Below are 24,762 nucleotides of genomic sequence, written 5' to 3' on the forward strand. Positions count from 1 at the left end.
GCCGCCCCATGCCGATCCGCCAGGACGACAACCGGCCCACGCGGCGCTTCGGCCTGATCAACCTGATCCTGATCGGCGTCGGCGTGCTGCTCCTGTTCAGCAACTTCCTGCCCAACGGCAATGCCCAGGTGCCCCGGGTGCCCTACTCCCTGTTCATTGATCAGGTGAACGATGACGGCGTCAAGCGCGCCTACATCACCCAGGAGCAGATCCGCTACGAACTCAAGGAGCCCCCGGCGGAAGGGGCTCCCACGGTGCTGGCCACCACACCGATCTTCGACATGGAGCTGCCCCAGCGGCTCGAACAGCACGGCGTGGAGTTCGCCGCAGCGCCGCCCCAGAAACCGAACTTCTTCACCACGCTGCTGAGCTGGGTGGTGCCGCCCCTGATCTTCATCCTGGTGCTCCAGTTCTTCGCCCGCCGCAGCGGCATGGGCGGCGCCCAGGGAGCCCTGAGCTTCACCAAGAGCAAGGCCAAGGTGTACGTGCCGGATGAGGAATCCCGGGTCACCTTCGCCGATGTGGCCGGTGTGGATGAGGCCAAGACCGAACTCACCGAGATCGTCGACTTCCTCAAGACCCCCGAGCGCTACGCCGCCATCGGCGCCCGCATCCCCAAGGGTGTGCTGCTGGTCGGGCCTCCCGGCACCGGCAAGACCCTGCTCTCCAAGGCTGTGGCCGGTGAGGCCAGCGTGCCCTTCTTCATCATTTCAGGCTCGGAATTCGTGGAGCTGTTCGTGGGCGCCGGTGCGGCCCGCGTGCGTGATCTGTTCGAAGAGGCCAAGAAGAAGGCCCCTTGCATCATCTTCATTGACGAACTCGATGCCATCGGCAAGAGCCGTTCCGGTTCGATGGGCGTGGTGGGCGGCAACGACGAGCGGGAGCAGACCCTCAACCAGCTGCTCACCGAAATGGATGGCTTCAGCGCCCAGGACAAGCCGGTGATCGTCCTGGCGGCCACCAACCAGCCCGAAACCCTCGATGCCGCCCTGCTGCGGCCCGGCCGCTTCGACCGGCAGGTACTGGTCGACCGTCCCGATCTCTCCGGCCGCCGCACCATTCTCGACATCTACGCCAAGAAAGTGAAGCTGGCCGATGGGGTCGACCTCGACCGCATTGCCCAGGCCACGGCGGGCTTCGCCGGCGCCGACCTGGCCAATCTGGTCAACGAGGCGGCCCTGCTGGCTGCCCGGGCCTACCGCACCACCGTGGAGCAGGGCGACCTGAATGAAGCGATCGAGCGGGTGGTGGCCGGTCTGGAGAAGAAGAGCCGCGTGCTCCAGCCGGATGAGAAAAAGGTGGTGGCTTACCACGAGGTGGGCCACGCCATCGTGGGCCACCTCATGCCCGGGGGCGCCAAGGTGGCGAAGATCTCGATCGTGCCCCGCGGCATGAGCGCCCTCGGTTACACCCTCCAGCTCCCCACCGAGGAGCGCTTCCTGAACTCCAAGGAGGACCTCGAGGGCCAGATCGCGACCCTGCTCGGCGGCCGCAGTGCCGAGGAGATCGTCTTCGGTGAGGTCACCACCGGCGCCGCCAACGACCTGCAGCGGGCCACCGACATCGCCGAACAGATGGTGGGCACCTACGGGATGAGCGACACACTCGGCCCCCTCGCCTACGACAAGCAGGGCGGCAGCCGCTTCCTCGGCGGTCCCAGCAACCCCCGCCGCGTCGTCAGCGATGCCACGGCCCAGGCGATCGACAAGGAAGTGCGCTCCCTGGTGGACCGGGCCCACGACCGGGCCCTGGCCATCCTCCGCCACAACCGCTCCCTGCTCGAGAGCATCGCCCAGCAGATCCTCGAGAAGGAGGTGATCGAGGGCGACAACCTGCGCGACCTGCTGGGCGAGAGCGTCATGCCGGAGGAAGCCCGGGCCCTGGCATGACCCCTTGACTGGGGGGCAGGCGATCTCCGATAAGGGTTCTTTGAGACGGGCCCCATGGCCAGCCAGCCCATCCCTCTCGACGCCACGCTGGCCCCCCTCTGCGGCCGCGACCTTCTCTCTTCCGCGGATCTCACCTCCGCCCAGACCGCAGCCCTGCTTGAGCTGGCGTCCCGCCTCAAGCAGGGCGACCAACGCTTCGATCTGGGCGGCAAGGTGCTGGGGCTGATCTTCAGCAAGGCCTCCACCCGTACCCGCACGAGCTTCACGGTGGCGATGGCGCGCCTGGGGGGCCAGACCATCGACCTGAACCCCCAGGTGACCCAGGTGGGCCGGGGCGAGCCCGTGGCCGACACCGCCCGGGTGCTGAGCCGCTACGTGGACGCCCTGGCCATCCGCACGTTCGGCCAGGACGAACTGGACGACTACGCCCACTGGGCGACGGTGCCGGTGATCAACGCCCTCACCGACCTGGAGCATCCCTGCCAGGCCCTGGCCGACTACCTCACCCTGCAGGAGGCCTTCGGTGGGGGACCGGACGACCTGGCCGGCCTCACCCTCAGCTACGTGGGTGATGGCAACAACGTGGCCCACTCGCTGATGCTCTGCGGCGCCCTGCTGGGGGTGAACGTGCGGATCGGCTGCCCGGTGGGTTTCGAGCCCGATGCCGGTGTGCTGGAACGGTCCCAGGCGATCGCGGCAGAACGGGGCTGTGGGGTGGAGGTGCACCACGAACCGGTGGCGGCCGTGCGCGGCGCCCATGCCCTCTACACGGATGTGTGGGCCTCGATGGGCCAGGAAGACGAGAAGGACTCCCGCGATGCCGCCTTCGCCGGCTGGTGCCTCAATGAAGAGCTGATCGCCGAGGCCGACAGCCGCGCGATCGTGCTCCACTGCCTCCCCGCCTACCGCGGCAAGGAGATCAGCGCTGGAGCCATGGAGGGCAGCGCCAGCCGCATCTTCGATCAGGCGGAGAACCGCCTCCACGCCCAGCAGGCCCTGCTGGTGGCGCTGCTGGGCACCGGCTGAGGCGGGGAGCGCCCCCCGCGCCCGATCGCAGGTTGCGAAGGCAGAATCAGCAGGCGTCAGACCAGCGCGGCGGCGAAGGAGGCGATGCCGCTGCTGTCGACGGTGAGGATGCCGGGGGCATAGGAGAAACGGCCGCCGTTGATGCCTTCCAGAGCCTCGATACTCCTCAAGGGGAGAAAGGTTTCCGGAGTGCTGATGCGGAAGCGGCTCACCCGGTAGACCCCCTCAGGCAACACGACCGTGTCGTTGCCACGCCCGCCTCGGAGCAATCCTCCTGGGGCAGTTTCCTGCTCGGGATCGGGAATGACGGCAAAACCGATGAAACGATCATCCCCAGGGCCGAGATTCAACGTGTTGGCAGAGGAATTGAACAGATCAAGGCCGCCCTGAAGCACATTCACGGTGTCATTGTTTCTGCCCATCGTGACACTGCCATCACCCAGCACCATGCCGCCCCGCACCCGCAATGCGTCATCCCCATCTCCCATGTCCAAGGCACTCAGCTGGGCGCTGAGCATCCCGCCGCAGATGATGCGATCCTTGCCCATGCCGGCATCCAGCACACCCCCGATCAGGCTGATGTCTCTGGCGAGGATCCGGTCATCGCCATCGCCGAGGGCCAACGTGCTGTCTTCACCCACGATCAGCCTTCCTCCCTTCAGACCGATCGTGTCGGCTCCGGGCCCCATGTCCACCTTGCCGTTCAGATCGCCCACGGCCAGCAGGGACATGACGGTCTGGCCGGTGATCAGATCACGGCCCGGGCCCAGGGCGGTCTCCCCGCGAATCTGGATGAACGAGCGGCTGCGGATGCGGTCGTTTCCCTTGAGCAGACGAATGATCCCTCGGCTCCCGTTCCAGACTCCACGCCTTGTCGCGCTGTCCTGAACCAGATCATCCCCAGGGGTGCCGAGCAGCAGCTCCTGATTGATGCCATCCAACGTGAACACCGTTGCCATGATGTCTCTCCCTTTCGGATGCGCGGGCCTACCGCAAACCCTTGAGACAGCCGCCGCTGAGCCGCCAGAACTCTCCCTGATCTTTATTCTCAAAGCGATCGGGTCAAGACGCAGCTCGAGCAATGGAACGTCATGATGGCGGGCCCACCGGGTGTTCGTCACAGCCCCCCGAAGGCAAGCATCCGGATCAGCCGCTCGGGCACGGTCTTCCCGGTGATCGAGAAAGCCATCGCGCGCTACGCCGGCACGCAAGGGTGACGCAACCTGAAGATTGACCTCAGCGCGGTGGGCACTACTGGCGGCCTTCGGGACTTCTGCCAGGGAACGATTCCGATCGCCAAAGCCTCCCGCCCGATCCGCACAGCCGAACTGCAGAACTGCAGAACTGCAGAACTGCAGAACTGTGCCAAGAACGGTATGACGTTCATGGCGCTTGCGCTCGCCTTCGAGGCCCACACGGTGGTGGCGAACCCCGCCAGCGACAGGACCAGCAGCATCACCGCCAGGGTGCAGCCATGGAACCATGGTCAACATCGACTGGCCGGAGAAGCCTCTGCAACTGTGCGGACCTGGAGCGGACTCCGGCCCCTCTGACTGTTTCAAGGAGGCCAGGGAAGACGACACCGTGATCCTCCGATGTGTCGCCAGCCAGCCCGGCTCCACGGAATATGGCGGCTTTGCCTATGTCAAGGCCAACACCAGAAGGCTCAAGGCCCTGGTGCTCGCCAGCAAGGACGGCATTCCAGTGCGCCCTTCGATCAAGTCGGCTCAGTCAGGAGCTGGCAGGAGCTGACAAACCGCTCTCGAGCCCCCTCTTGATCCATGTGAATGACAAGCACATTCTTGGCCCATCCTTCGGAGGCGACCTGTCTGCCGGCCTGGATTGCGATGAAGCACTGAGCAAACGTGTTGATGAAACCCGGCGTCGCAAGTTTCGATGGCCCACAACAGCCTGCCTGCCAGGAGTCAAGCCAGTCGGCAGGAGACAGCTTCCGCAGAGCCGGGCGTCGCTCAGGTCCCTGATGCTGCCGCCCCCTGCTGCAACTGGGCCTGATCGGCGATGGCCTGGTTCAGCCGCCGTTCATACGCCAGAGCCCAGTCCATGGGATCTGTCCCTGAAGGAAGCACCTCGTGCAAGTCGGGCAGCTTGATCAGGCCTTCCACGGCCTGACCCAGCCGTTCCACCGAACGGCTGCCCGGCAGACGCTGCCCCAGCACCTGCTCCAAGCGCTGGAAGTACCAGGCCGAAGCCTCCAGACCCGCGCGGCAGTGCTGCCAGTGGGCTGGATCGCGGCGGGCATCGAGCAGGTGATCCTGGGCGTTGTGGGCCTTGTCCGCCGCCGTCACCAGCAGCGAAGCTTCGGGCTTGTGAGCGAGGCCGGCGAGGTAACGGGTCTTCCAGCGGAACCAGGTGGCGAGCTGGCCATCGGTGTCGTGTTTGCCCGGGTCGGTGCAGTGCTGCACGATGTCCGCCACGGCATCGCCGTAGCGATGGGCAATCGACGCGCGACTCTGGCCCGCATCCTCGATCGCATCGTGCAGCAGACCGGCGATGGCCTGGTCCTCGTTGCCACCGTCCTCCCAGACCAGGGAGCTCACGGCGATGACGTGCGACAGATAGGGCACCCGCTTCCCGGGACGGAGCTGGTCGCCATGCAGTTCCACGGCCCACTGCAGGGCTTCGCCGTAGCGGGGGGTGATCAGGGGATGGTGCACACCTCGAGCGCGAAACTGCCGGTCTGATACCGATCTAAAGCCCGTCTGATGCGGGTCTGATCCTGCCCCGCCGATCCGTGATTCAAGTGTATGGGCCAGTCGCAGCTCCCGAAGCATGGTCTGATGCATCGCGCCTGGTGGGCCTGCATCAAGAGATGCAGGCCGCGCCCCAAAGTTGCGCAAGATTCAGCTAAGGGAGGATCCACCGAAGGACCGTTGATCCCCTCTTCATCGCAGCTCAATCACGTCTTCATGGTTGAAGCCACGCCTCCACGTTCGCGCCAAAGCGTGCAGTGATCCATCGGAACCAGGCCCCGCCCCATCCCGCCGGCCAGCGACCGAGCCGGGGCTGGACAAAGCGCCGTGGCGGCGGTACATCTGTATCACTGCCTCCCGCTGCCGGTGCCAAAGCCTCAGTCCCAGCCGTTGCCCCTGACCTCCGCCCAGCAGGAGCTCTTCGACTGGCTGGCCGACTACATCGGCACCCACCGCCACAGCCCCTCGATCCGCCAGATGATGGAAGCGATGGGTCTGCGTTCACCCGCACCCATCCAGAGCCGCTTGCGCCACCTGCAGCAGAAGGGCTGGCTCACCTGGCAGGAGGGGCAGGCCCGCACCCTGCAGCTCCTCGGTGCCGCCGCCGAGGCCGTGGCACCCTCCATTCCGCTGCTGGGAGCCGTCGCCGCCGGCGGCCTGGTGGAGACCTTCGACGACCTTGAGGAGCGTCTGGACATCGCCCCAGTGCTCGAGACCCGTGGGCTGTTCGCGCTCACCGTGAATGGGGATTCGATGGTCGATGCCCACATCGCCGATGGCGATGTGGTGCTGCTGGAGCCGGTCAGCGACCCCTCCCGGCTGAAGCCGGGCACGATCGTGAGCGCCCTGGTCCCCGGCAGCGGGACCACCCTGAAACACTTTCACCGCAAGGGCGCCATGGTGACGCTGGAAGCCGCCAATCCCGCCTACCCGCCTCTCGTGGTCCCTGCGGACCAGGTCACGGTGCAGGGCAAGCTCGTGGCGGTGTGGCGACAGATCTGAGCCGCTTCGCCGGCGTGATGGCGCCAGGCCGCCAGGGGGACCCCCACGTTGTAAGCTCTTCCAGCGCCAGGCAAGGCCTTCGGGCCACCGGCTGAACGACCAGCGTTCATCCCGCCCAGCGTCACCTTGGGGCCATAGCTCAGCTGGTAGAGCACCTGCATGGCATGCAGGGGGTCAGGAGTTCGAGTCTCCTTGGCTCCATATTGAGAGCCATGTCACATTCCTAGCTGTGACATGGCTGATCTACTCCACAAATATTCGGAAATCGGCTCAGAAGTGGGCGCTCATACCGATCCATCCAGAATCTCAATCAACGCGGCCAATCCTTTCCCTGCGCAACGCTTCTTTTTGGTTGTGCTGTTGTCTCAAGGAGCCTGCGAACTCCCGCAATAAGGGCCTGCTGCTTCCAGGAAAGCCACCACCCGCTTGGTGACGACAGTTTGCAGGCGGGGGACCTTGTGCCAGCCATCGCCGGGGCTGTCCACGCCCCCCCTCCATCAGCACCCCTCTCCCCAAAAGACCGAGGGACCCGGCTGAGCTGGCGTCTCAGCAGCCCAACGGCTCCAACAGCCCAGACACCCTCAACCCCCAGCTCCTCGCCAGCAATCCCCTCAACCCCGATCAGGCCCTGGTGCTCTGAAGCAGAACCCTTCAACCCACGAGCGACCGGGAACCCGAGAAGCCAACTGCCCCGTCTCATGGAGAACTCCAAGGCCATCGCCATCACACCGCACCCCTTCCATTGGGAGAACGCTGCGGGGGACGCCACACCGTGAAGGCCCCTTCATGAACAGCCATTGCCGCCCATGAAGAGCGGTGTCGATCCCAGCTCAGCCCTTGTGGGCTGCGGCGGTCGGATCCATGGTGGTTTCAACGGGATTCGGAGGCTCCATTGATGGAAGACACCCCCCCTGAGCAGCCAACAGGAGCGCGCTGACGATCCGGCCCCTGCTCCAACACTCTCGACGGATCTCTGATGTTCCTGGCGTGTCGCCATGTCGCCGTCCATTGCACCGTTCACGGCTCTGCCTCAGGTGCCCCGGACCCAACGGAACATCCCACTCGACACCTGGCCCCAGGTGCCAGCGCCGGCAGCTCCGACCACAACTGAAAACCATCTGATCTGACGATCAGCCTTTATCCACGCCAATCCAACGCCCAGGTGCGCCCCGATGTCCTCGCGGGTACCGCGGCTGAGCCAACAACGGCCCGGGGCCAACGCTTCCGGGCTTTGTTGTGTTCATCTACCCAGAGCCCACCCCATCCATCGCCCTTGCCGCGGTGCGGAGCTCGGCGTAGGTTGCCGCCCCCATCGAGGTTGGCGGCCTGAGCCCCTGCGGCAGCCTCAGGCCCGACGTTGGAACCAGGTCTTCACCTGTGAGGGCCAATGGCGCGGTTGGTCATTGGCGCGCACCTGCAGCTGGAGCATGGAGCTGGCCAGCGCCCGTCCGCCGCGCCGCAGCACTGCGGTCAGGTGCCAGATCACGACTGCCGCGATCAACAGCCAGGCCGTGAGGTGTGCGCCGTACACGAGGTGATCGAGCTGGCCCGAACGCAACCATGCTTCGTTCATGAGCTTGCCGCTCCCCACAGCCAGCACCAGAGCGATCAGGGCGGCAGCATTGGCCGCCTGGCGCAGCCGTGAACGTCCCAGGCTGAGGGCATAGAGGGCAAACAGCAGGGCCAGGGGCCAGAGCAGCACGCCGAACGTGCCGTGGATGTCGATCCACTCACCGGGGATCACCCAGGCCAGGCGACCCCAGCGGCCGTCCTGGTTGGAGTACACCACGAAGCCACTCAGCCAGCACAGAGGCACAAGCACGACCATCGCGCCATGCAACAGCCGCAGCAGGGAGGGTTGATAGGGGCTCACAGGTGGCATCGCCACGCGCCGATCCAGCTGTGGCCTGTTGTAGTGGAGCTGACGCCCTGACAGGCAAGCGCGGTGCTGAGGCGTCTCTTAACCAGCCGTTGGCAAGCTGGTGCCAGGCATCAGCATGGGCTTCCCTCTCCCTGGGGTCCATGTGCCCCAAGCCTCCACTCCGGAGTCCATGCATCTCACGTCCAGCAACGCCCTGGCAACGATCCAGGCCATCGCCCACAACCGTCCCGTGATGGCGATCCAGAAGGGCCAGGTGATCTTCCGCAGCGGAGACCCCGGCGACTGCCTCTACGGGGTGCTGGAGGGTTCCGTGCAGCTCGAATGGAACGCCGGCGGCATGAGCGAAACCATGGGCCCCGGCCAGACCTTCGGCATCGGCGCCTTCCTCGATCCTCAGCAGCGTCGCTTCGGCACGGCCACGGCGCTGAGCGATGGCCAGCTGGTGGTGATGAACCAGCAGGAATTTCTGTTCGCCGTTCAGGAGACGCCGATGTTCGCCCTGGAGATGCTCCAGTCGCTGGGCGCACGGCTGCGGGATCTCAAACGACGCCTTCAGGATCAGGTGGCCAGCATGGGCATCTGATCCTCCAGCAGCTGCTGGAGCTGGGCCAGTCGCCGGGCATTCACCCCCAGATCGGAATCCCCCAGACGCGACACGGAGCGAGCCTGCAGCAGCCCGCGCCGCCCGTCGGCGTACAACTCCAGATCATCGACGAAGCCGAACAGGGCACTGGTGGCTGTGGCATGGACGTAGCCCGGCCCCTGCTCCACCACCTCCACCCGGGGCATCGCCGTGAGCGCAGGCAGCAGGGCGGCAAGCGCATGCTCCGGATCGGCCACCGGCCAGTCCACCCGGGCGCAATGGGCCGGCGAGGAACATGCCGCCAGGGCGCCCTGGTCCACGCCGAGCTCCGCAGGCACCGGGCCCACCAGGTGGAACAGGGCGAGGCTGACGACCAGGACCCCATGGCGCAGCAGGTGGTGCAGCAGCTGGTGCATCAGAGCGATCATGGCGTCGGGCAGGCCGTGGGGCTGACACCGCCTTGGTTTCAAGCTAGGTACGTTGGCGGACCGCGTCCGCTGCGGGCCGGCAACGGCACCACAACGGCTTGGCGCCGAGCGCCCCCTTCCCGATGACGGACCCCAGCGCCGATTCCCCCCTCGCCGCCCTGCGGCGGGAGTACCGCCGTGGGGGTCTGCGCCGCGCTGATCTGGCCAGCGATCCGGTGGAGCAGTTCCGCACCTGGTTTGAGCAGGCCAGGACGGCGGAACTGCCCGAACCCAACGCGATGGTGCTCTCCACCAGTGACGGCCAGCGTCCCAGTTCCCGCACGGTGCTGCTGAAGGCTTTCGATGCCCGCGGCTTCGTGTTCTTCACCAACTACGGCAGCCGCAAGGCCCGCCAGATCGCCGAGCACCCGGGCGTAAGCCTGTTGTTCCCCTGGTATCCGCTGGAGCGACAGGTGGCGATCGAGGGCCTCGCCGAGCGGATCTCCGCGGCCGAGTCGCTGGCCTATTTCATCTCCCGCCCGATCGGCAGCCGCCTGGGCGCCTGGGTCTCCCAGCAGAGTGCGGTGATCAGCTCCCGCCGCATCCTCGAGATGCAGTGGGATCACATTCAGCGGCGCTTTGCCCACGGCGAGGTGCCGCTCCCCCCCGCCTGGGGAGGGTTCCGGGTCGTGCCCGAGGCGTTCGAGTTCTGGCAGGGTCGCGAGAACCGTCTGCACGATCGCTTCCTCTACCGGCGCGGCACTGACCAGCCCGAGGCTGATCGGTGGACCATCGAGCGGCTGGCGCCCTGAGCCCTCCAGCACCCCCTCTTGGTACGGGGCCTGGGACCGGGGAGCGGGGACCTGGGACGGGGGCGGGATGGAACCCCCGCAGCCAGGGGCCTGCGCCGAAGCCAACCTGGAGGGAGCTGCACCCCGCGGTGATGTCGGCCCCCATCGACCATGCCCTTCGCCTGATCGTCCTCTGGCTCGCCTGGCTGCTGGCGATGCTCTTCCACGTGGACCTCGGCCTGATGCCGCTGTTTCACGGCCAGTCAGCGGAAATTCACAGCCACGTTCCCGCGAGCCAGTTGCCGCTGCTGTTCGGCACGATGCTCGCCTACTTCCTGCTGCCCCTGATCGCCCTGGTGCTGATCGCCTACGCGACCAGCTCGGCGGATCCGGGCCGACCCTGGCGCCGCTGGCGGAGGGTGCACTTCTGGTTCAGTGTCGTGTACACCGTGACCAACATCCCCCACCTCCTGGCCGACATCCTCATCCCGGATGCCCGGCTCGACCAGATCGTGCTGATGGTGGCGCTGACGGTGTTCGGCGTGCTGATCAACGTGGAGGGGTGGCGCTGGTGGCGCCAGCTGCGCTGAGGTTCAGAGGGCGTGCCGGAGGGGGAGTTCCGCGACCCGCCCGGCAGACACCCCGGAGCCCCACCAGGGCACGGCGATGAGCACTTTCACCCATTGGCGCCTATTGCAAAGCGGAGTCATTATGGATAAGTGTCACGGCCGCGCTCCCGCCCGGCTCCGGCTGGCCCCGACCGCCGTGTCCCCATCGCAGTCCCTCGCGTCACTCCGCAACCATGGCCGTCATCGACCGCGTCCCCGACGTCACCTTCAAGACCCGGGTGCGCGATGAATCCGTTCCCGGACCGAACCCGTTCCGCTGGCAGGACCTCAGCAGCGACGAGATCTTCAAGGGCAGAAAGGTGGTGCTGTTCTCCCTTCCCGGAGCCTTCACCCCCACCTGCTCCTCCAACCACCTGCCCCGCTACGAGGAGCTCTACGACGAGTTCCGCGCCCTCGGCGTCGACCAGATCATCTGCCTCTCGGTCAATGACGCTTTCGTGATGTTCCAGTGGGGCAAGCACGTGGGAGCGAGCCGCGTCTTCCTGCTGCCCGATGGGAACGGGGAGTTCACCCGCAAGATGGGGATGCTCGTGGACAAGTCGAACCTGGGCTTCGGCCTGCGCTCCTGGCGCTACTCGATGCTCGTGAACGACGGCCGGATCGAGAAGATCTTCCTCGAGCCCGACTTCGGCGACAACTGCCCGATCGACCCCTTCGAGGTTTCGGACGCCGACACGATGCTGGCCTACCTCAAGGGGAGCGAGCCCACCGGCGTCTCCGCACCGCGCCAGGCCTTCGAGGGGTGAACGATCCAGGCCCGCCTCCGGCGGAGCCGGCGTAACGATTCACCCCTCGGTGACCGTCGCTACGACCCCGGCCTTAAGGATTTCGTCAGAATCTCGTCCAACGACCCCAGGCTCCCGCCAAGGGAGACATTTCTGATGACCGGATCCGGCTCACTGCTCGCCCTCGCCGGACTGCTCGGCTTCACCCTCGTGGAGGTGGCTCTTCAGTTCGTCGGTTGAACCCCGCAAGGCCGGGGGGCCGACCAGGCCCCCGGCCGCGCCAGCGCAGCAGGCCCGCCAGCACGATGGCCAGCCAGAGCGGAGCCTCGCCCCAGCGGACATAGCCGGTGTCTCCGCTGCTCTGACCCAGCGGGAACAGGCCCATGGAGGCACCCCCGGGCGCCAGCCGGGCGATCACCGCTCCGCGGGGACTCACCAGCAGGCTGGGGCCGGTGTTGGCCGAACTGACCAGCCAGCGGCCCGTCTCGAGCGCCCGCAGCCTGGACAGCGCCTCGAACTGCCGCTGCAGCAGCAACGGGTAGGGGTCGAGGTTGGCCGTGGCCAACAGCCAGGTCGCGCCGTCGCGGCTGGCAGCCGCCAGGGCGGCACCATCGGACAGCTCGTAACAGATGGCCACCCCCACCGCCCCGGCCGGCCTCGCCAGCAAGCGGGAGGCGGCACCCGGCTCGAGGCCGCCCACCGCCGAGAGGCCACTCCAGCGCACCAGGCCCGCCAGCGGCACCCATTCGCCCAGCGGCACCAGACGGTGCTTGTCCACGGCGGACTGCGGCTGGGTCGCCCCGACCGGGAAACGCAGCAGGGCACTGCGCTGCTCCTGTCCCTCTTCACCCTGCTGCCAGCGGAAGCCACCGCTGAGCAGCTCCACGGGCGCCGGGGCCTCCAGCACGGGCTCGAGACCGAGGGCTCCCTCCGGCAGCAGCACCGCATCCGCCTCCAGGTCCTGGGCGCGCTGCAGGGCCAGAGCCAGCAGCCGATCGAGGCGCTGCCGTGAGGCCCCGCTGAATTTCTCCCGGGTGGGGATGCCCGGCTGCAGCACCAGGACCCGCTCTCCGGCACCCTGCGGCAGGACCCCACGGGCGAGCCACCAGGCTCCACCGGCATGCAGGAGCACGACCGCCAGCACCCAGGCCGCGATAGCGCGGCGGCGCTGCGGGGCGACGGCCAGCCGCCAGAGCCCCCAACCCAGCAGCAGCTGCACCGCAGCCACCAGACCGCCCCCCCCCAGGGCGGCCAGGGCCGCCAGTGGAGGATCCTGCGGCAGGGCCGACGCCCCGAGCCCCATCCAGAACAGCGGGCCCTGGGCCAGCAGCACCTCCACGCACCCCCAGCTGCAGGCCAGCAGCACCGCGGTGCTGAATCTGCGGCCATCCAGGCGGGCGGCCAGCCGGCACCACAGGGCCACCAGCCCAGCCCCCAACCCGGCGCAGCTGAGCAGGAGCAGCCAGCAGAGCGGCAGGCTGAGCGGCAGCGGCACGCCGATCCAGTCCAGCGGGTGGAGACCCAGCAGCCAGCGGTGACTCACCAGCACCGCCAGCCCGCCCCAGAGCGCCCCGGCCCGGGCCGGGGCGGGGCCGGCGGCCGCGGCCCACAGCAGGGCGAGGGCGAGCCAGAGCAACGGCGGGCATCCCAGCGGCGGCAGGGCCAACCCGCCGGCCAGTCCGGCGACGCCTGGCCTGAGCCAGGCCCACCCCAGGCCGCCCGCGAGCCGATCGGTGGGATCCGAGGAGCGATCCGAGGAGCGATCCGACGAGCGACCCAACCGACCCTCGACCGCCATGGCCAGAAAGGGTAGGAAGCGCCAAGGTTGAAACAGCCGGATCGCCGTCCCGATGGACTCCTCGAACCCCCTGCAACAGCTCCTGCTGCGCGGACTGGGCACCACCTCCCTGGTGACCGATCGCCTGCGCTACGTGAGCCAGGAGTGGGTACGCAGCGGCAAGCTGGATCCGAGCCACGCCTCCGCCTTGGTGGAGGATGTGCTCAAGGCCCTGCGTGGCGAGACCCCAGGGCTGGAGGAACAGGCCGGACGGCAGCTCGAGCGCAACCGCGACCAGCTGCTCCAGGACCTGGGCATCCCGCTCCAGCGGGAACTCGACGAGCTGCGCGGCCGGATCGACCGGCTGGAGCAGGCCCAGCGGCAGCGTTCCGTCGACGCCCCCGGCGAGTAGGCAGAATCAGGCGGCATTCCGGGCCGCCATGCGCGACATCCTGATCTCATCCACGGTGTGCGTGGCCTGTCTCCTGCTGGCCCTGATCAGCCAGCTGGTGAGCCCCACCATCGTCGCGGCTGCCGGGCCCGGCGACACCCAGCCGGCCTCCATGAGCGCCGCCGCGGCCCAGCGCTCTGCCGCTGAGGCCAGCGCGGCCTTCAGCTTCGAGCTCGATCCCGACGACCCCAACCCCACCCTGTTCGCCATGGCCCCCGAGTCCTCTCCTGAAATCGCCCAGGCCAGTGCCCTCGGTGGGGACATGAGCGCCCCCAAGGAGCGGGTAAGCGCCAGCGGCCTGCGCATCACCGACCTGGTGGTCGGCGACGGGCCGGAAGCCACGGCCGGGCAGAGCGTGTCGGTCAACTACCGGGGCACCCTCGAAAACGGCAAGGAATTCGACAGCAGCTACGGGCGTGGCCCCTTCTCCTTCCCCCTGGGTGCCGGCCGCGTGATCAAGGGATGGGATGAGGGCGTCGCCGGCATGCAGGTGGGCGGCAAGCGCAAGCTCGTGATCCCCCCCGACCTGGCCTACGGCGAGCGCGGCGCCGGTGGGGTGATTCCCCCGAACGCCACCCTGATCTTCGAAGTGGAGCTGCTCGGGATCGGCCGCTGAGGCAGGCGCCGAACCGAGCTCCGAACCAGGGAATCTGTAGCGATCGTTAGGATCCCCCCATCCGTCGGGCACACCGGCGGGCATCATTCAGCACGTCAATCACATCCATGGCCCATACGCTGCCCGCGCTGCCCTACGGCCTCGATGCGCTCGAGCCCCATATCTCCCGCCAGACCCTCGAGTTCCATCACGGCAAGCACCACAACGCCTACGTCACCAACCTGAACAAGCTGGTGGAGGGCACCGACCTCGAAGGCAAGAGCCTGGAGGAGACCATCACCGCGGTGGCCGGTGACGCAGCCAAGGCCGGTGTGTTCAACAACGCCGCCCAGGTGTGGAACCACAGCTTCTACTGGCAGTGCATGAAGCCCGGCGGTGGCGGTCAACCCGACGGCGCCCTGGCCGAGAAGATCAATGCCGATTTCGGCAGCTTCGAAGCCTTCGTGGAGCAGTTCAAGACGGCCGGCGCCACCCAGTTCGGCAGCGGCTGGGCCTGGCTGGTGCTCGATGGCGGCACCCTCAAGGTGACCAAGACCGGCAACGCCGACCTGCCCCTGGCCCATGGCCAGACGGCCCTGCTCACCATGGATGTGTGGGAGCACGCCTACTACCTCGACTACCAGAACCGCCGCCCCGACTACATCACCACCTACCTCGAGAAGCTGGTGAACTGGGACTTCGTGGCCGCCAACCTGGCCGCTGCCTGAAATCCGCCTGAAGGCCTCCTGGAAGGCTTGGTCCCTCGGACCAGCCGGCCCCCGCTGCAGCGGGGGCTTTTTCATGGGCCTGGGCGGGGAGCTCTCGCCCTCAGGTTCGGGCATCCCGCGCCTGCGGCAGCACCGCCTCGGGGGCGATCCACATCGCATCGCCATAGGAGAAGAAGCGGTACTCCCGTTCGATCGCCTCGGCGTAGAGCGCCAGCAGCCGCTGCCGCCCGATCAGCGCGCTCACCAGCAGCAGCAGCGAGCTCCTGGGCAGGTGGAAGTTGGTGAGCAGGCCCTGCACCACCGCAAAGCGGAAGCCCGGCTGGATCACCAGGTTCACCGGCCCTGTGAAGGGCCGCAACTCCCCGTCGTGGAGCGCCGCCACCCCCTCCAGGCTGCGCACGCTGGTGGTGCCGATGGCGATCACCCGCCCGCCCCGGGCCCGGCAGGCCTGCACCGCCGCCACCAGCGCCTCACTCACCTCCACCCACTCGCTGTGGAGTTCGAGGTCGCGCAGGTCTTCCGTCTCCACTGGCCGGAAGGTGCCCAGCCCCACGTGCAGGGTGGTGGTGGCGATCTCGACGCCGCGGCGGCGGATCGCGGCGAGCAGCTCATCGCTCAGGTGCAGCCCGGCCGTGGGAGCGGCCACGGCCCCGGGACGGGAGGCATAGCGGGTCTGGTAGCGGTCGTTGTCACTGGCGTCGTGCGCGTGGATGTAGGGGGGCAGGGGGATGGCCCCGTAGCGCAGCAGCAGCGGCTCGAGCGCCGCCGCATCCACGCACGCGGCCGGGAACTGGATCACCCGCCCCCCCGTCTCCTGGTCCCGCGCCACCACCGTGACGGGCAGGGGCGGTTGCCCCTCCGCCACCACCTCCAGGCCATCGCCAGGGTGGAGCCGCTTGCCCGGCCGGGCGAGACAGAGCCACTGGCCCGGGGTCGTCCCACCCCCCCACGGTTCGATCACCAGCAGCTCCACCGCCCCCCCCGAGGGGCGGCGAGCCTGGAGCCGAGCCCGCAGCACCCGGGTGTCGTTGACCACCAGCAGATCCCCGGGCCGCAGCGCCTCCTGCAGGTCCCAGACCTGCCGGTGGTGCGACCCCTCCTGGGCGTCCACCACCAGGAGGCGGGCGGCATGCCGTGGCTCCACGGGCCGCTGGGCGATCCGCTCGGGCGGGAGGGGAAAGGCGTAGCTCGAGAGCCTCAGGTCCTCGGGATCGGCCGCATCCGCTGGTGAATCGGCTGGTGAAGGGAAGTGGTCGCAGTCGCTCGGCACCCGCAGCTGGCCGGAAAGGCGGATCAGGCTGGCCCGTACTAGCGCACCGACGGCCGGATGAACCGGCTGCCGGAGCGGCCCGGCTCAGAGGGCCAGGCTTTCGGGGTCGGTCTCGATCAGCTGCGCCAGGTCCTTGAGGAAGGCGGCGGCATGGGCCCCGTAGATCGTGCGATGGTCGCAGGTGAGGTTCACCTGCATCTGGTTGGCCACCCGCAGCGATCCGTCCTTGCCGGCCACCACGCAGGGCCGCGACGCCGCAACGGCCAGGATGGCTCCGGTCCCCGGGGGAAGGATCGCGTCGAAACGGTCGACGCCGAACATGCCCAGATTCGAGAGGGTGAACGTACCGGTGCTGTACTCCTCAGGCTGCAGCTGCTTGCTGCGGGCCCGGGCCACCAGATCGGCCCAGGAGCGGGCCAGGGCATAGATGTCGGTGCGGTCAGCGTTGGCCAGCACCGGCGTGATCAGGCCGCCGTCCTCCATGGCCACGGCCACCGCCACGTTCACGGCAGCCGGGTAGACCATGGCGCTGCCGTCGCCACTGGTGGCGGCATTCACCTGGGGATGGCGGGCCAGGGTGACGGCCACAGCCTTGGCCAGCAGGGCCGTCATCGTGACGCCCTTGCCCTTCACCTGCTTGTAGAAGGCATCCAGCCTGGTGGTGGTGATCGTGTAGCCCACCCGGAAGCAGGGCACCGCCAGGCTGGCCAGCATGGTGCGGTTGACCGCGTTCTGGAGGGTGTTGAAGCTCACGGCCTCCCCAGGACGGCCAAAGGCCTGGCCAGCGGGGGAAGGAGCCGGAGCCGCCGTGCCAGCGGCGAGGGCCGCGGCCGCAGCGACGGCCGGACCACTGCCCTCGGCCACCCGCGGCACGCTGATCGGCTGACCGGTGGCGGCGAGCACGTCCTCAGCCTGGATGCGGCCGTGGGGGCCGCTGCCGCGCAGGGCACCGAGATCCACGCCCAGCTGGCCGGCGAGTTTCCGCGCCCGGGGGGAGGCCACCACCCGGCCGCTGGCGGTCGAGGCTGGGGCGACCACGGCAGCCGGGGCGACCACCGCAGCCGGGGCGGCAACGGGAGCCGGGGCTGCCGGCGTGGCGGGGGCGACAGGCGCCGCAGCCGGAGGTGCAGCAACGGCTGGAGCCGGGGCTGCCGGGGCCGGGGTCGAAGCAGCCGGTGCGGCAGCGGCCGCCGGTGTGGGCGCCTTGGCGGCCGCCTCGGCGATCTCCGCCTCGCTCTCCACGATCAGCCCGATGGTCTCGCCGACGGGAGCGGTGCCGCCGGCCGGCATCAGCACGGCGGCGAGAAAGCCTTCCTGGAAAGCCTCCACGTCCATGTCGGCCTTGTCGCTCTCCACCACGAGCACCGATTCACCGCGCTCGACCCGGTCGCCAGGCTGCTTGAGCCACTCCACGATCTTGCCCTCCGTCATGGTGGAGGAGAGGGCGGGCATGAAGATTTCGTGGGTGGCCAACGGAGTCCGCCGCGCAAGTGGGCGGATTTTACGAGGCCCCTTCTCGCCGGCAGCCTCAGAGCGTGCCTTCGATCGCCTCGATCACCCCATCCCGCACCAGGACCGCGGCCTGGAGCTTCTCCACGAGGTTGTCACCCACCTGCACCTCGCAGAAGCTCTCGAGCTGCCCCTGCTCGACGATCTGCTCCATCTCCAGCTCACGCACCTGGCGCTGCTGCTCGAGGATCTGGCGCTTCTGCTCCTCCAGCTCGGCGCGCTTGGCGGCCACCTGCTGCTGCACCGAAGCCACCTGGTCCTGCACCCGCGGATCGAGTGGATTGGCGCTCTGTCGGCGGATCTCGTCGATCAGCTGCTGCCCCTCCTGCTCCAGCTGGGCCAGCTGGCCGTCACTGCCGGCCAGGGCATTGCCCAGTTCCCGTTCGGCATCCTCCTTCCAGCGCGGGGTCACCACGGCCCGCACCGTGATCGAGCGTTTGATCGAAAGGCTGCCGTTGGCCATGCGGAATGCGCTGCAGCGCCCAGGCTGTCAGGGGGGCCGGCCGTGGTCAACCGACGGTTGGCCGCACCCGTCACCCCGAAGACAGCGGCCCGCTGCGGGGCCCATCAGGGGGTCCCGTAGAGGCTCTCGATCGCCGCGGCATCGCGGTCCGCGATCCGGTCGCGGCGCTGCTTCAGGGTCTGGGTGAGCAGGCCGTTCTCGATGGTGAACGGCTCCACGATCGCCACCCCCCCGAGGCGCTCGTCGGGCCGGGAACCCGGGCGCTCCTCCAGCAGCCGGTTGCAGGCGCGGGTGAGGGCACGCAGCAGGGCCGGCTGGGGGGGCTCGCGCTCCGACCAGGCCAGGCCGGCACGTTCGGCGAAGGCCACCAGGGCTTCCGGCCGCGGCACCACCAGGGCACCGAGCTGCTTGCGATCCTGGCCCACCAGCATCACCTGCTCCACCAGGGGACTGGCCACCAGAGCATCCTCCAGGGGACCGGGCTCGATGTTCTCTCCGCTGCTCAGCACGATCGTGTCCTTGGCACGGCCGGTGAGCACCAGGGAGCCGTCATCCAGCAGGCGGCCCAGGTCACCGGTGTCGAACCAACCCTCGGCATCGAGCACCCGCGCCGTGGCCTCGGGCTTGCCCCAGTAGCCCGCCATCACCTGGGGGCCCCGGGCCAGCACCAGGCCCTTCTCGCCGGCAGGCAGGGGTTGATGGGTCTCGGGATCGGCGATGCGGATGGCGGTGCCCGGCAGGGGCTGGCCGGCGCTGCCGCGGCGGTTGGCCCAGGGGCGCCGGCAGGTGAGCACCGGGCTGGTCTCGGTGAGGCCGTACCCCACCAGCAGCTCGATGCCGATGGCCTCGAAGAAGCCATCGACGGAGAGCGCCAGGGCACCACCACCGCTGATGGCGGTGCGGAGCCGTCCGCCCACGAGCTGGCCGCGCAGCTTGGGCCACAGCAGCCGGCCGGCCAGGGCGTGCAACGGCCAGCGCAGCAGGGCCTCGGCCGCCGCCGCGATCCGTGTGGGCCGTGACGCATGCTCGAGGGTCAGGTCGCGGGCGCGGCGACGGGCCAGGGCGTGGGCCCGGCTGTTGCCCAGGGCGACCCGCAGCAGGCGCTGGCGGGACGGGGACATCCCGGCGAGGGCGTCCTCGAAGCCCGACTGCAGGGCTTCCCACAGCCGCGGCACGCTGATCAGGTAGTGGGGACGGACCCGCTGCAGATCGGAGCGGAGCTTCTTGAGGGTGGTGTAGGTCTGCTGGCAGCCGCAGGCCAGCAGGAAATATTCGGCACTGCGTTCGTAGGAATGCCAGATGGGGAGCACACTCACGACCCGTTCCCCGGGGTGCGGGGTGACCGCCACCCCCAGGTGGCGCAGCTGGTGCAGCAGATTGGCGTGGCTGAGCGGAACGCCCTTGGGCTGGCCGGTCGTGCCGGAGGTGTAGAGGATCGTGGCCAGGGCGGCCGGATCCGCCGGCGGGGCCGGTGCGGCGTCACCGGCCGCGAGGGCCGCCTTGCCCCGTTCCAGCAGGGCCTGCCAGCTGAAGCAGGGGAGTCCGGAGTCATCCGGGCCCGGGTCCCCCTCCAGCACCGCCACGAAACGCAGCCGGGCCCGCTGCTCCGCTCCGAGCCCGAGCTTCTCCAGCAGGGCGGCGGACTCCACCACCAGAGCGATGGCGCCGGAATCCTCGAGGATGTAGGTGAGTTCCTCTCCAGGTGCCCCGCTGCCCCGCACCGCATCGGCTGCACCGCAGCGCATCAGCCCCTGGTCAGCCAGGAGCCAGCGAGGGCCGTTCTCAGCGAAGAGCGCCACCACGTCGCCCGGCTGCACCCCGAGGGCCGCGAAGGCGGCGGCGAGCCGTTCGATGCCCTGATGCAGCTCCCGAAAACTCAGGCTGACCGGCGGATGGGCGTGCGGGGCCTCCAGGGCCGGGGCCTCGGCGTAGAGGCGATCCAGATGACCCCACAGGGCCCAGATGCCGTTGAGGTGCCCCCAGTCGGTGCGGAGGGCCAGGGCCTCCCGGTCCTGGGGGGTTCCGCTCCAGTGGATCTCGGCGACTGGGGCCCCAGGGGCGCGAACGGGCGACACGGCGGTGACGCAGCGGCTGCCCACGGTTACCACCCCTCGAGCCGTTCCTGGGCGGAAGGGGGGCGCAGATTCAGCTGGAAGTGCCGGGCAAAGGTCTCCAGGAGGGGTTGGCGCAGGGCGTTGGTGGTCAGGGCCGGGCTGGCGTCCACCAGCCTCCCCACCGGACGGTCGGCGATGCCGCAGGGCACCACGGCGGCGAAACCCGCCAGATCGATCTCCACATTCAGAGCCAGCCCGTGCTGGCTGATCCAGCGGCGCGCCCCCACGCCGATGGCGGCCAGCTTGCGGCCGTCCAGCCACACCCCGGTCAGACCGGCGACCCGTTCGCCCTGCAGGTCCAGCCCGGCCAGCAGATCGATCACCACCTGCTCCAGCCGGCGCAGGTAGAGGTGCAGATCGGCGCCGTGCCGCTGCAGGTTCAGCACCGGGTAGAGCACCAGTTGACCGGGGGCATGGTGGGTCACCTCGCCACCGCGGTCGATGCGGTGGAGAGGCAGGGGCGGGGCTGCGGGGTCGAAGCGCAGGAAGGCTTCCGAAGCGCCGCGGCCGAGGGTGTAGCAGGGTTCGTGTTCCAGCAGCAGCACGGCCTCCGGCCCGTCGGGGCTGGTCAGCAGGCGCTGCTGCAGCTGCCGCTGCGCCGTCCAGGCGTCCTCGAAGGGCACCGGTCGGTGCGCTTCAAAAAGGATTGCATCGAGCTGGGGGACCATCGGCAAGCCTTCCTAGCGTTGGGTCACCAGAGCAACGGAGGCGGCTGCCATCTGATGAAACTGCTGATCCATGGCCGCAATCTTGAGGTGACCCCGGCCATCCGGGAGTACACCGAAACCAAACTCACCCGCGCCATCAACCACTTCGAGGGGATGGTGAAAGAAGCTGATGTGCACCTGTCGGTGGCTCGGAACCCACGGGTGCCCCAGCAGATCGCCGAGGTCACGATGTTCGCCAACGGAACGGTGATCCGCGCGCAGGAGCGCAGCGACAATCTCTACGCCAGCATTGACCTGGTGGCCAGCAAGCTGACCCGCCAGCTCAACCGCTACAAGGAGCGCATCCACGAGCGGAGCCAGGGCCCGGTGCATCGCTCGGCCCGCGACGAGGAGGCAGGCGCCGCTTCGCTGCCGCCCCCCGGCAGCAGCCTCACCGACGGCAAGGAACCCGAGCTGCCCAGCCGTGGGGTGCGGCGGAAGTACTTCGAGATGGCGCCGATGAGCCTGGATGAGGCCCTGCACCAGCTGGAGATGATCGATCACGACTTCTTCGTCTTCCGCGACGCCGAGACTGGCCAGATCCAGGTCGTCTACCACCGCAACCACGGTGGGTTCGGGGTGATCCAACCCAAGGACGCGTGAGCCGCGACCTTCCGGAACTGGCTCCTCTGATCGACCATGCCCTGCTGGATCCCCACCAGGGCCATGAGGCCATCCACCGCTGCTGCGATGAGGCCCGCCACTTCGGCTTCGCCGGGGTGTGCGTGGCCTCCCGCTGGGTGGCCACGGCGCGGCAGCGGCTGCCCGTGACGGGCAGCGGTCGCGGCGCTTCTCCCCGACTGGTGGCGGTGGTGGGCTTTCCCTTCGGGGCCGTGCCGGCGGCGGTGAAGCGGGCGGAGGCGGAAGCCGCAGCCGCGGCGGGTGCGGACGAACTGGATGTGGTGCCTGACTTCGGGGCCCTGGCCGACCGGGATGGCCAGACCGTGCTGGACGACCTGGCTGGGATCTGCGAACTGGGCCTGCCGGTGAAGGTGATCCTGGAGGTGGCGCGCCTCGAGCCCGAGGCTCTGGAACTGCTGGTGGAAATCAGCATCGACGCCGGGGCCCGCTTCCTCAAGACCGGCAGCGGCTTCGGTCCGCCCGTGGGGGTGGACCAGGTGGGCCGGGTGCGGGACCTGGCCCGGGGCCGGGCGGGGGTGAAGGCCTCCGGGGGCATCACCGCCGTGGAGCAGGCGTTCGCCCTGGTGGAGGCCGGCGCCACACGCCTCGGCACCAGCCGCGGCGTGAGCCTGATGCAGGCCCTGAAGGACTGATCCGCCGGTGCCCGAGACCTCACTGGAAGGCCTGGCCCTCAGCAGCAGGCCCCTGGGCGAGAGCGATCGCCTGCTCACCCTCCTGAGTGAGCAGGCCGGCCTGGTCCGCCTCGCCGTTCCCGGCGCCCGCAAGCCCCGCAGCAGCCTGGCGGCCGCGGTTCCCCTGGCCCATCTGCGCCTGCAGGTGGGCGGCCGGGGCGACCTGCTGCGGGTGCGCCAGCTCAAGGTGCTGCGCAACTACAGCGGCCTGGCCGGCCGGCTGGACGCCCTGGCAGCAGCCCAGGCCCTGGCCGAACTCTGCCTGGCCCTGGTTCCCAGCCAGTCCCCCGCACCGGGCATGCTCGCGGACGTGCTGATGCAGCTCGGGCGCCTGGAGGAGGTGGTCCGGGACAAGGGCGAGAGCCTGGAGGTGCTGGCCCTGGCCGTGCAGGGCTCGGTTCACCTGCTCGCCCTGGGGGGCTATGCCCTTCCCCTGGGGCAGTGCTGCCGCAGCGGCGAGCGGCTGGATCCACCCCTGGGGAACTGGACCTGGCGCTGCAGTGTGCTGCCCAGCGAAGGGATCGCCATCGGGGCGGTGCCGGGTGCCCGCGTGGTGCTGAATGCCTCTGAGCTGGCCCTGCTGCAGCGCCTGGTGCGCCCATCGCTGCCGCGCCGCCAGGACGGCCAGCTGATGGGACCGCAGCCTGTCTGGCTGCATCTCCTGGACCTGATCGAGTGCTGGTGCGGCGAGCACCTGGCGAGGCGGCCCCGCTCCTTCCGCCTGCTGCGGCTGGGGCTGGAATCCGGGGCTGCGCGATCATGAGCGGCCCCCGTCGTCCCCGGCCCAGGTTGAACGGCAGTCCCCAAGGGAATCCCCACGGCAGTGGCATCGGTCCGGGAGCGTCGAGCGGCCTTCAGGCCGTCCTGGAACTCCCCGACTTCCGGCTGCTCTGGCTGGGGCAGATCTTCTCCCAGCTGGCCGACAAGTTCTACATCGTGCTGATGGTGTTCCTGATCGCCCAGACCTGGGTGCAGGGCACACCGGAGGCCAATCCGGCCCTGGCCGAGGCCGCTTCGGCGATCCGGGTGAACCTGCCCGAGACCCGGGCCCAGATGATCACCTTGCTGGCCACCGGGATCTACGTGGCCAACACCCTGCCGGCGATGCTGCTGGGGACCGTGGCCGGGGTGTGGGCCGACCGCTGGCCGAAGCGCACCGTGATGGTGGCCTCGAACGGACTGCGGGCTGCCCTGGTGCTGCTGGCACCGCTCTGTCTGCTGGAGGGGCCGGAGTGGTTCGGGCTCAGCTGGGGCTACTGGGGGCTCGTGGGGATGACCTTCCTCGAATCGGTGCTGACCCAGTTCTTCGCCCCGGCCGAGCAGGCCCTGATCCCCCAGCTGATGCCCGCCCAGCACCTGCTGGCGGCCAACTCGCTCTACCAGGCCACCAGCATGGCCGCCACGATCGTGGGCTTTGCGCTCGGTGATCCGATCCTGCGCCTGCTGCGCTCCGGCCTCGGAGCCCTGGGGATCCCGGGGGGTGAATTCCTGCTGTTGCCGGCCTGCTACGGCTTCGCCGCCCTTTCGATCGCCCGCATCCAGGCGCGGGAGCAGCCACGACCCACCAGTCGCAGCTCGGTCTTGGAGGAGATCCGCGAAGGCATCGCCGTCCTGCGCGAGCGCCCGCGGGTGGCCAGCGCCATGCTCCAGCTCGTCCTGCTCTACAGCCTGCTGGCCGCCCTCTATGTGCTCGCGATCAGCCTGGCCTCAGCGGTCAGCGGGCTGGGGCCGACCCGCTTCGGCACCCTGCTGGCGATGAGTGGCCTGGGTCTGGCGGTCGGCGCGCTCGCCGTCGCCCAGCTCGGTCAGGGGCTCAACCGGCGTGTGCTGGCCTCCGCCGGCCTCGGCCTGATCGGCTGGAGCCTGCTGCTGCTGGGCCAGCTGCGCGGCAGTCTCACCTTCACCCTGCTGCTCTGCGGGGTGCTGGGCGTCGGAGCGGCACTGCTGGCCATCCCCGCCCAGACCACGATTCAGGAGGACACCCCGGAGGAGCTGCGGGGCAAGGTGTTCGGTCTCCAGAACAACCTGATCAACATCGCGCTCAGCCTGCCGCTGGTGCTGGCCGGTGCGGTCGTCAGCCGCTGGGGGCTGCTGCCGGTCCTCTGGACCCTGGCGGCCATCGCCCTGCTGGCGGCCATCGTGGAGCGGCCCTGGCGACGCTGTTAGTTTGTGGGGACGGACGAGCGAGCC

General features: G+C 69.0%; 25 protein-coding genes and 1 tRNA gene. 16 read left to right on the plus strand and 10 right to left on the minus strand.

Annotated features, from left to right (window positions below):
- Nucleotides 1-8: 8 nt before the first annotated feature.
- Both ftsH and argF read left to right on the plus strand, forming a co-directional pair.
- The gene (gene ftsH / locus ACLNEE_RS06240) at nt 9-1,889 is read left to right on the plus strand and encodes an ATP-dependent zinc metalloprotease FtsH (RefSeq protein WP_411421708.1); all 1,881 of its coding nucleotides are present in this window, start codon (nt 9-11) and stop codon (nt 1,887-1,889) included.
- Nucleotides 1,890-1,943: 54 nt separating this feature from the next.
- Nucleotides 1,944-2,915 (plus strand): ornithine carbamoyltransferase, encoded by a 972-nt coding sequence (argF, locus tag ACLNEE_RS06245; protein ID WP_411421707.1) that lies wholly within the window; start codon nt 1,944-1,946, stop codon nt 2,913-2,915.
- A 56-nt stretch (nt 2,916-2,971) separates the two neighbouring features.
- On the opposite strand, the gene ACLNEE_RS06250 is transcribed toward argF, so the two are convergent.
- Nucleotides 2,972-4,399, minus strand: coding sequence for a hypothetical protein (locus ACLNEE_RS06250; protein WP_412006903.1), 1,428 nt, complete (start codon nt 4,397-4,399; stop codon nt 2,972-2,974).
- Here ACLNEE_RS06250 and ACLNEE_RS06255 point away from each other — a divergent pair.
- Nucleotides 4,398-4,667, plus strand: coding sequence for a type 2 periplasmic-binding domain-containing protein (locus ACLNEE_RS06255; RefSeq protein ID WP_412006904.1), 270 nt, complete (start codon nt 4,398-4,400; stop codon nt 4,665-4,667). The two genes, ACLNEE_RS06250 and ACLNEE_RS06255, sit on opposite strands and share 2 nt — an antisense overlap.
- Before the next feature lie 218 nt (nt 4,668-4,885).
- On the opposite strand, the gene ACLNEE_RS06260 is transcribed toward ACLNEE_RS06255, so the two are convergent.
- Nucleotides 4,886-5,590, minus strand: a complete 705-nt coding sequence (locus tag ACLNEE_RS06260; protein WP_411421703.1) for an HD domain-containing protein — start codon at nt 5,588-5,590, stop codon at nt 4,886-4,888.
- Nucleotides 5,591-6,016: 426 nt separating this feature from the next.
- On the opposite strand from ACLNEE_RS06260, the gene lexA reads away from it, so the two are divergent.
- Entirely contained in the window at nt 6,017-6,628 is a 612-nt protein-coding gene (lexA, locus tag ACLNEE_RS06265; protein WP_412006905.1) for a transcriptional repressor LexA, read from the plus strand.
- A 128-nt stretch (nt 6,629-6,756) separates the two neighbouring features.
- Nucleotides 6,757-6,829 (plus strand) — tRNA-Ala (locus tag ACLNEE_RS06270).
- Between the two features lie 1,144 nt (nt 6,830-7,973).
- On the opposite strand, the gene ACLNEE_RS06275 is transcribed toward ACLNEE_RS06270, so the two are convergent.
- Nucleotides 7,974-8,510 carry a cytochrome b/b6 domain-containing protein gene (locus ACLNEE_RS06275; protein ID WP_411421745.1) on the minus strand — a complete coding sequence of 179 codons (537 nt, stop codon included), beginning with the start codon at nt 8,508-8,510 and terminating at the stop codon, nt 7,974-7,976.
- Nucleotides 8,511-8,679: 169 nt separating this feature from the next.
- Here ACLNEE_RS06275 and ACLNEE_RS06280 point away from each other — a divergent pair, with 169 nt between their 5' ends.
- Complete coding sequence (locus ACLNEE_RS06280) at nt 8,680-9,093, plus strand: Crp/Fnr family transcriptional regulator (RefSeq protein ID WP_412006906.1); 414 nt, start codon at nt 8,680-8,682, stop codon at nt 9,091-9,093.
- Here ACLNEE_RS06280 and ACLNEE_RS06285 read toward each other — a convergent pair.
- Entirely contained in the window at nt 9,069-9,509 is a 441-nt protein-coding gene (locus ACLNEE_RS06285) for a DUF1499 domain-containing protein (protein WP_412006907.1), read from the minus strand. The two genes, ACLNEE_RS06280 and ACLNEE_RS06285, sit on opposite strands and share 25 nt — an antisense overlap.
- Before the next feature lie 134 nt (nt 9,510-9,643).
- Here ACLNEE_RS06285 and pdxH point away from each other — a divergent pair, with 134 nt between their 5' ends.
- The 3 genes from pdxH to ACLNEE_RS06300 all read left to right on the plus strand — a co-directional run bounded on the left by pdxH (nt 9,644) and on the right by ACLNEE_RS06300 (nt 11,666).
- Nucleotides 9,644-10,312 carry a pyridoxamine 5'-phosphate oxidase gene (gene pdxH / locus ACLNEE_RS06290; RefSeq protein ID WP_411421699.1) on the plus strand — a complete coding sequence of 223 codons (669 nt, stop codon included), beginning with the start codon at nt 9,644-9,646 and terminating at the stop codon, nt 10,310-10,312.
- Between the two features lie 131 nt (nt 10,313-10,443).
- On the plus strand, nt 10,444-10,881 hold the full coding sequence (locus ACLNEE_RS06295) for a hypothetical protein (protein WP_412006908.1): 438 nt from the start codon (nt 10,444-10,446) through the stop codon (nt 10,879-10,881).
- Between the two features lie 212 nt (nt 10,882-11,093).
- The gene (locus tag ACLNEE_RS06300; protein WP_411421697.1) at nt 11,094-11,666 is read left to right on the plus strand and encodes a peroxiredoxin; all 573 of its coding nucleotides are present in this window, start codon (nt 11,094-11,096) and stop codon (nt 11,664-11,666) included.
- Between the two features lie 181 nt (nt 11,667-11,847).
- Here the strand turns inward: ACLNEE_RS06300 and ACLNEE_RS06305 are convergent, their stop codons facing one another.
- Entirely contained in the window at nt 11,848-13,443 is a 1,596-nt protein-coding gene (locus ACLNEE_RS06305) for an apolipoprotein N-acyltransferase (protein WP_411421696.1), read from the minus strand.
- 52 nt (nt 13,444-13,495) lie between these two features.
- Here ACLNEE_RS06305 and ACLNEE_RS06310 point away from each other — a divergent pair, with 52 nt between their 5' ends.
- From ACLNEE_RS06310 to ACLNEE_RS06320, 3 genes are all read left to right on the plus strand, one after another.
- Complete coding sequence (locus ACLNEE_RS06310) at nt 13,496-13,834, plus strand: phasin family protein (RefSeq protein WP_411421695.1); 339 nt, start codon at nt 13,496-13,498, stop codon at nt 13,832-13,834.
- Between the two features lie 28 nt (nt 13,835-13,862).
- Nucleotides 13,863-14,489, plus strand: a complete 627-nt coding sequence (locus ACLNEE_RS06315) for an FKBP-type peptidyl-prolyl cis-trans isomerase (protein WP_411421694.1) — start codon at nt 13,863-13,865, stop codon at nt 14,487-14,489.
- Between the two features lie 107 nt (nt 14,490-14,596).
- The gene (locus ACLNEE_RS06320; RefSeq protein ID WP_411421693.1) at nt 14,597-15,196 is read left to right on the plus strand and encodes a superoxide dismutase; all 600 of its coding nucleotides are present in this window, start codon (nt 14,597-14,599) and stop codon (nt 15,194-15,196) included.
- A gap of 100 nt (nt 15,197-15,296) precedes the next feature.
- Here ACLNEE_RS06320 and queA read toward each other — a convergent pair whose 3' ends face one another.
- The 5 genes from queA to lipB all read right to left on the minus strand — a co-directional run bounded on the left by queA (nt 15,297) and on the right by lipB (nt 21,220).
- The gene (gene queA, locus ACLNEE_RS06325; RefSeq protein ID WP_411421692.1) at nt 15,297-16,466 is read right to left on the minus strand and encodes a tRNA preQ1(34) S-adenosylmethionine ribosyltransferase-isomerase QueA; all 1,170 of its coding nucleotides are present in this window, start codon (nt 16,464-16,466) and stop codon (nt 15,297-15,299) included.
- 84 nt (nt 16,467-16,550) lie between these two features.
- Nucleotides 16,551-17,918, minus strand: coding sequence for a dihydrolipoamide acetyltransferase family protein (locus tag ACLNEE_RS06330; protein ID WP_411421744.1), 1,368 nt, complete (start codon nt 17,916-17,918; stop codon nt 16,551-16,553).
- A gap of 76 nt (nt 17,919-17,994) precedes the next feature.
- Complete coding sequence (locus ACLNEE_RS06335; RefSeq protein ID WP_411421691.1) at nt 17,995-18,438, minus strand: YlqD family protein; 444 nt, start codon at nt 18,436-18,438, stop codon at nt 17,995-17,997.
- A 104-nt stretch (nt 18,439-18,542) separates the two neighbouring features.
- On the minus strand, nt 18,543-20,537 hold the full coding sequence (locus ACLNEE_RS06340; RefSeq protein WP_411421690.1) for an AMP-binding protein: 1,995 nt from the start codon (nt 20,535-20,537) through the stop codon (nt 18,543-18,545).
- A gap of 2 nt (nt 20,538-20,539) precedes the next feature.
- A complete protein-coding gene (gene lipB, locus ACLNEE_RS06345) occupies nt 20,540-21,220 on the minus strand; it encodes a lipoyl(octanoyl) transferase LipB (protein ID WP_411421689.1) in 681 nt (226 codons plus the stop codon).
- Between the two features lie 54 nt (nt 21,221-21,274).
- Between lipB and hpf the strand changes: the two genes are divergently transcribed.
- Genes hpf through ACLNEE_RS06365 form a run of 4 tightly spaced genes read left to right on the plus strand, consistent with a single transcriptional unit; the run spans nt 21,275 to nt 24,738 of the window.
- Nucleotides 21,275-21,862, plus strand: a complete 588-nt coding sequence (hpf, locus tag ACLNEE_RS06350; RefSeq protein ID WP_411421688.1) for a ribosome hibernation-promoting factor, HPF/YfiA family — start codon at nt 21,275-21,277, stop codon at nt 21,860-21,862.
- Complete coding sequence (gene deoC / locus ACLNEE_RS06355; protein WP_411421687.1) at nt 21,859-22,533, plus strand: deoxyribose-phosphate aldolase; 675 nt, start codon at nt 21,859-21,861, stop codon at nt 22,531-22,533. Before hpf ends, deoC begins: the two co-directional genes overlap by 4 nt.
- Before the next feature lie 7 nt (nt 22,534-22,540).
- Complete coding sequence (gene recO, locus ACLNEE_RS06360; protein ID WP_411421686.1) at nt 22,541-23,335, plus strand: DNA repair protein RecO; 795 nt, start codon at nt 22,541-22,543, stop codon at nt 23,333-23,335.
- Nucleotides 23,332-24,738: an MFS transporter gene (locus ACLNEE_RS06365; protein ID WP_411421685.1), complete on the plus strand. Its 1,407-nt coding sequence runs from the start codon at nt 23,332-23,334 to the stop codon at nt 24,736-24,738. The genes recO and ACLNEE_RS06365 overlap by 4 nt, the downstream gene beginning before the upstream one ends.
- Nucleotides 24,739-24,762 lie beyond the last annotated feature (24 nt).

The sequence above is a fragment of the Aphanothece stagnina RSMan2012 genome (assembly GCF_046764815.1).
Classification (GTDB): domain Bacteria; phylum Cyanobacteriota; class Cyanobacteriia; order PCC-6307; family Cyanobiaceae; genus NIES-981.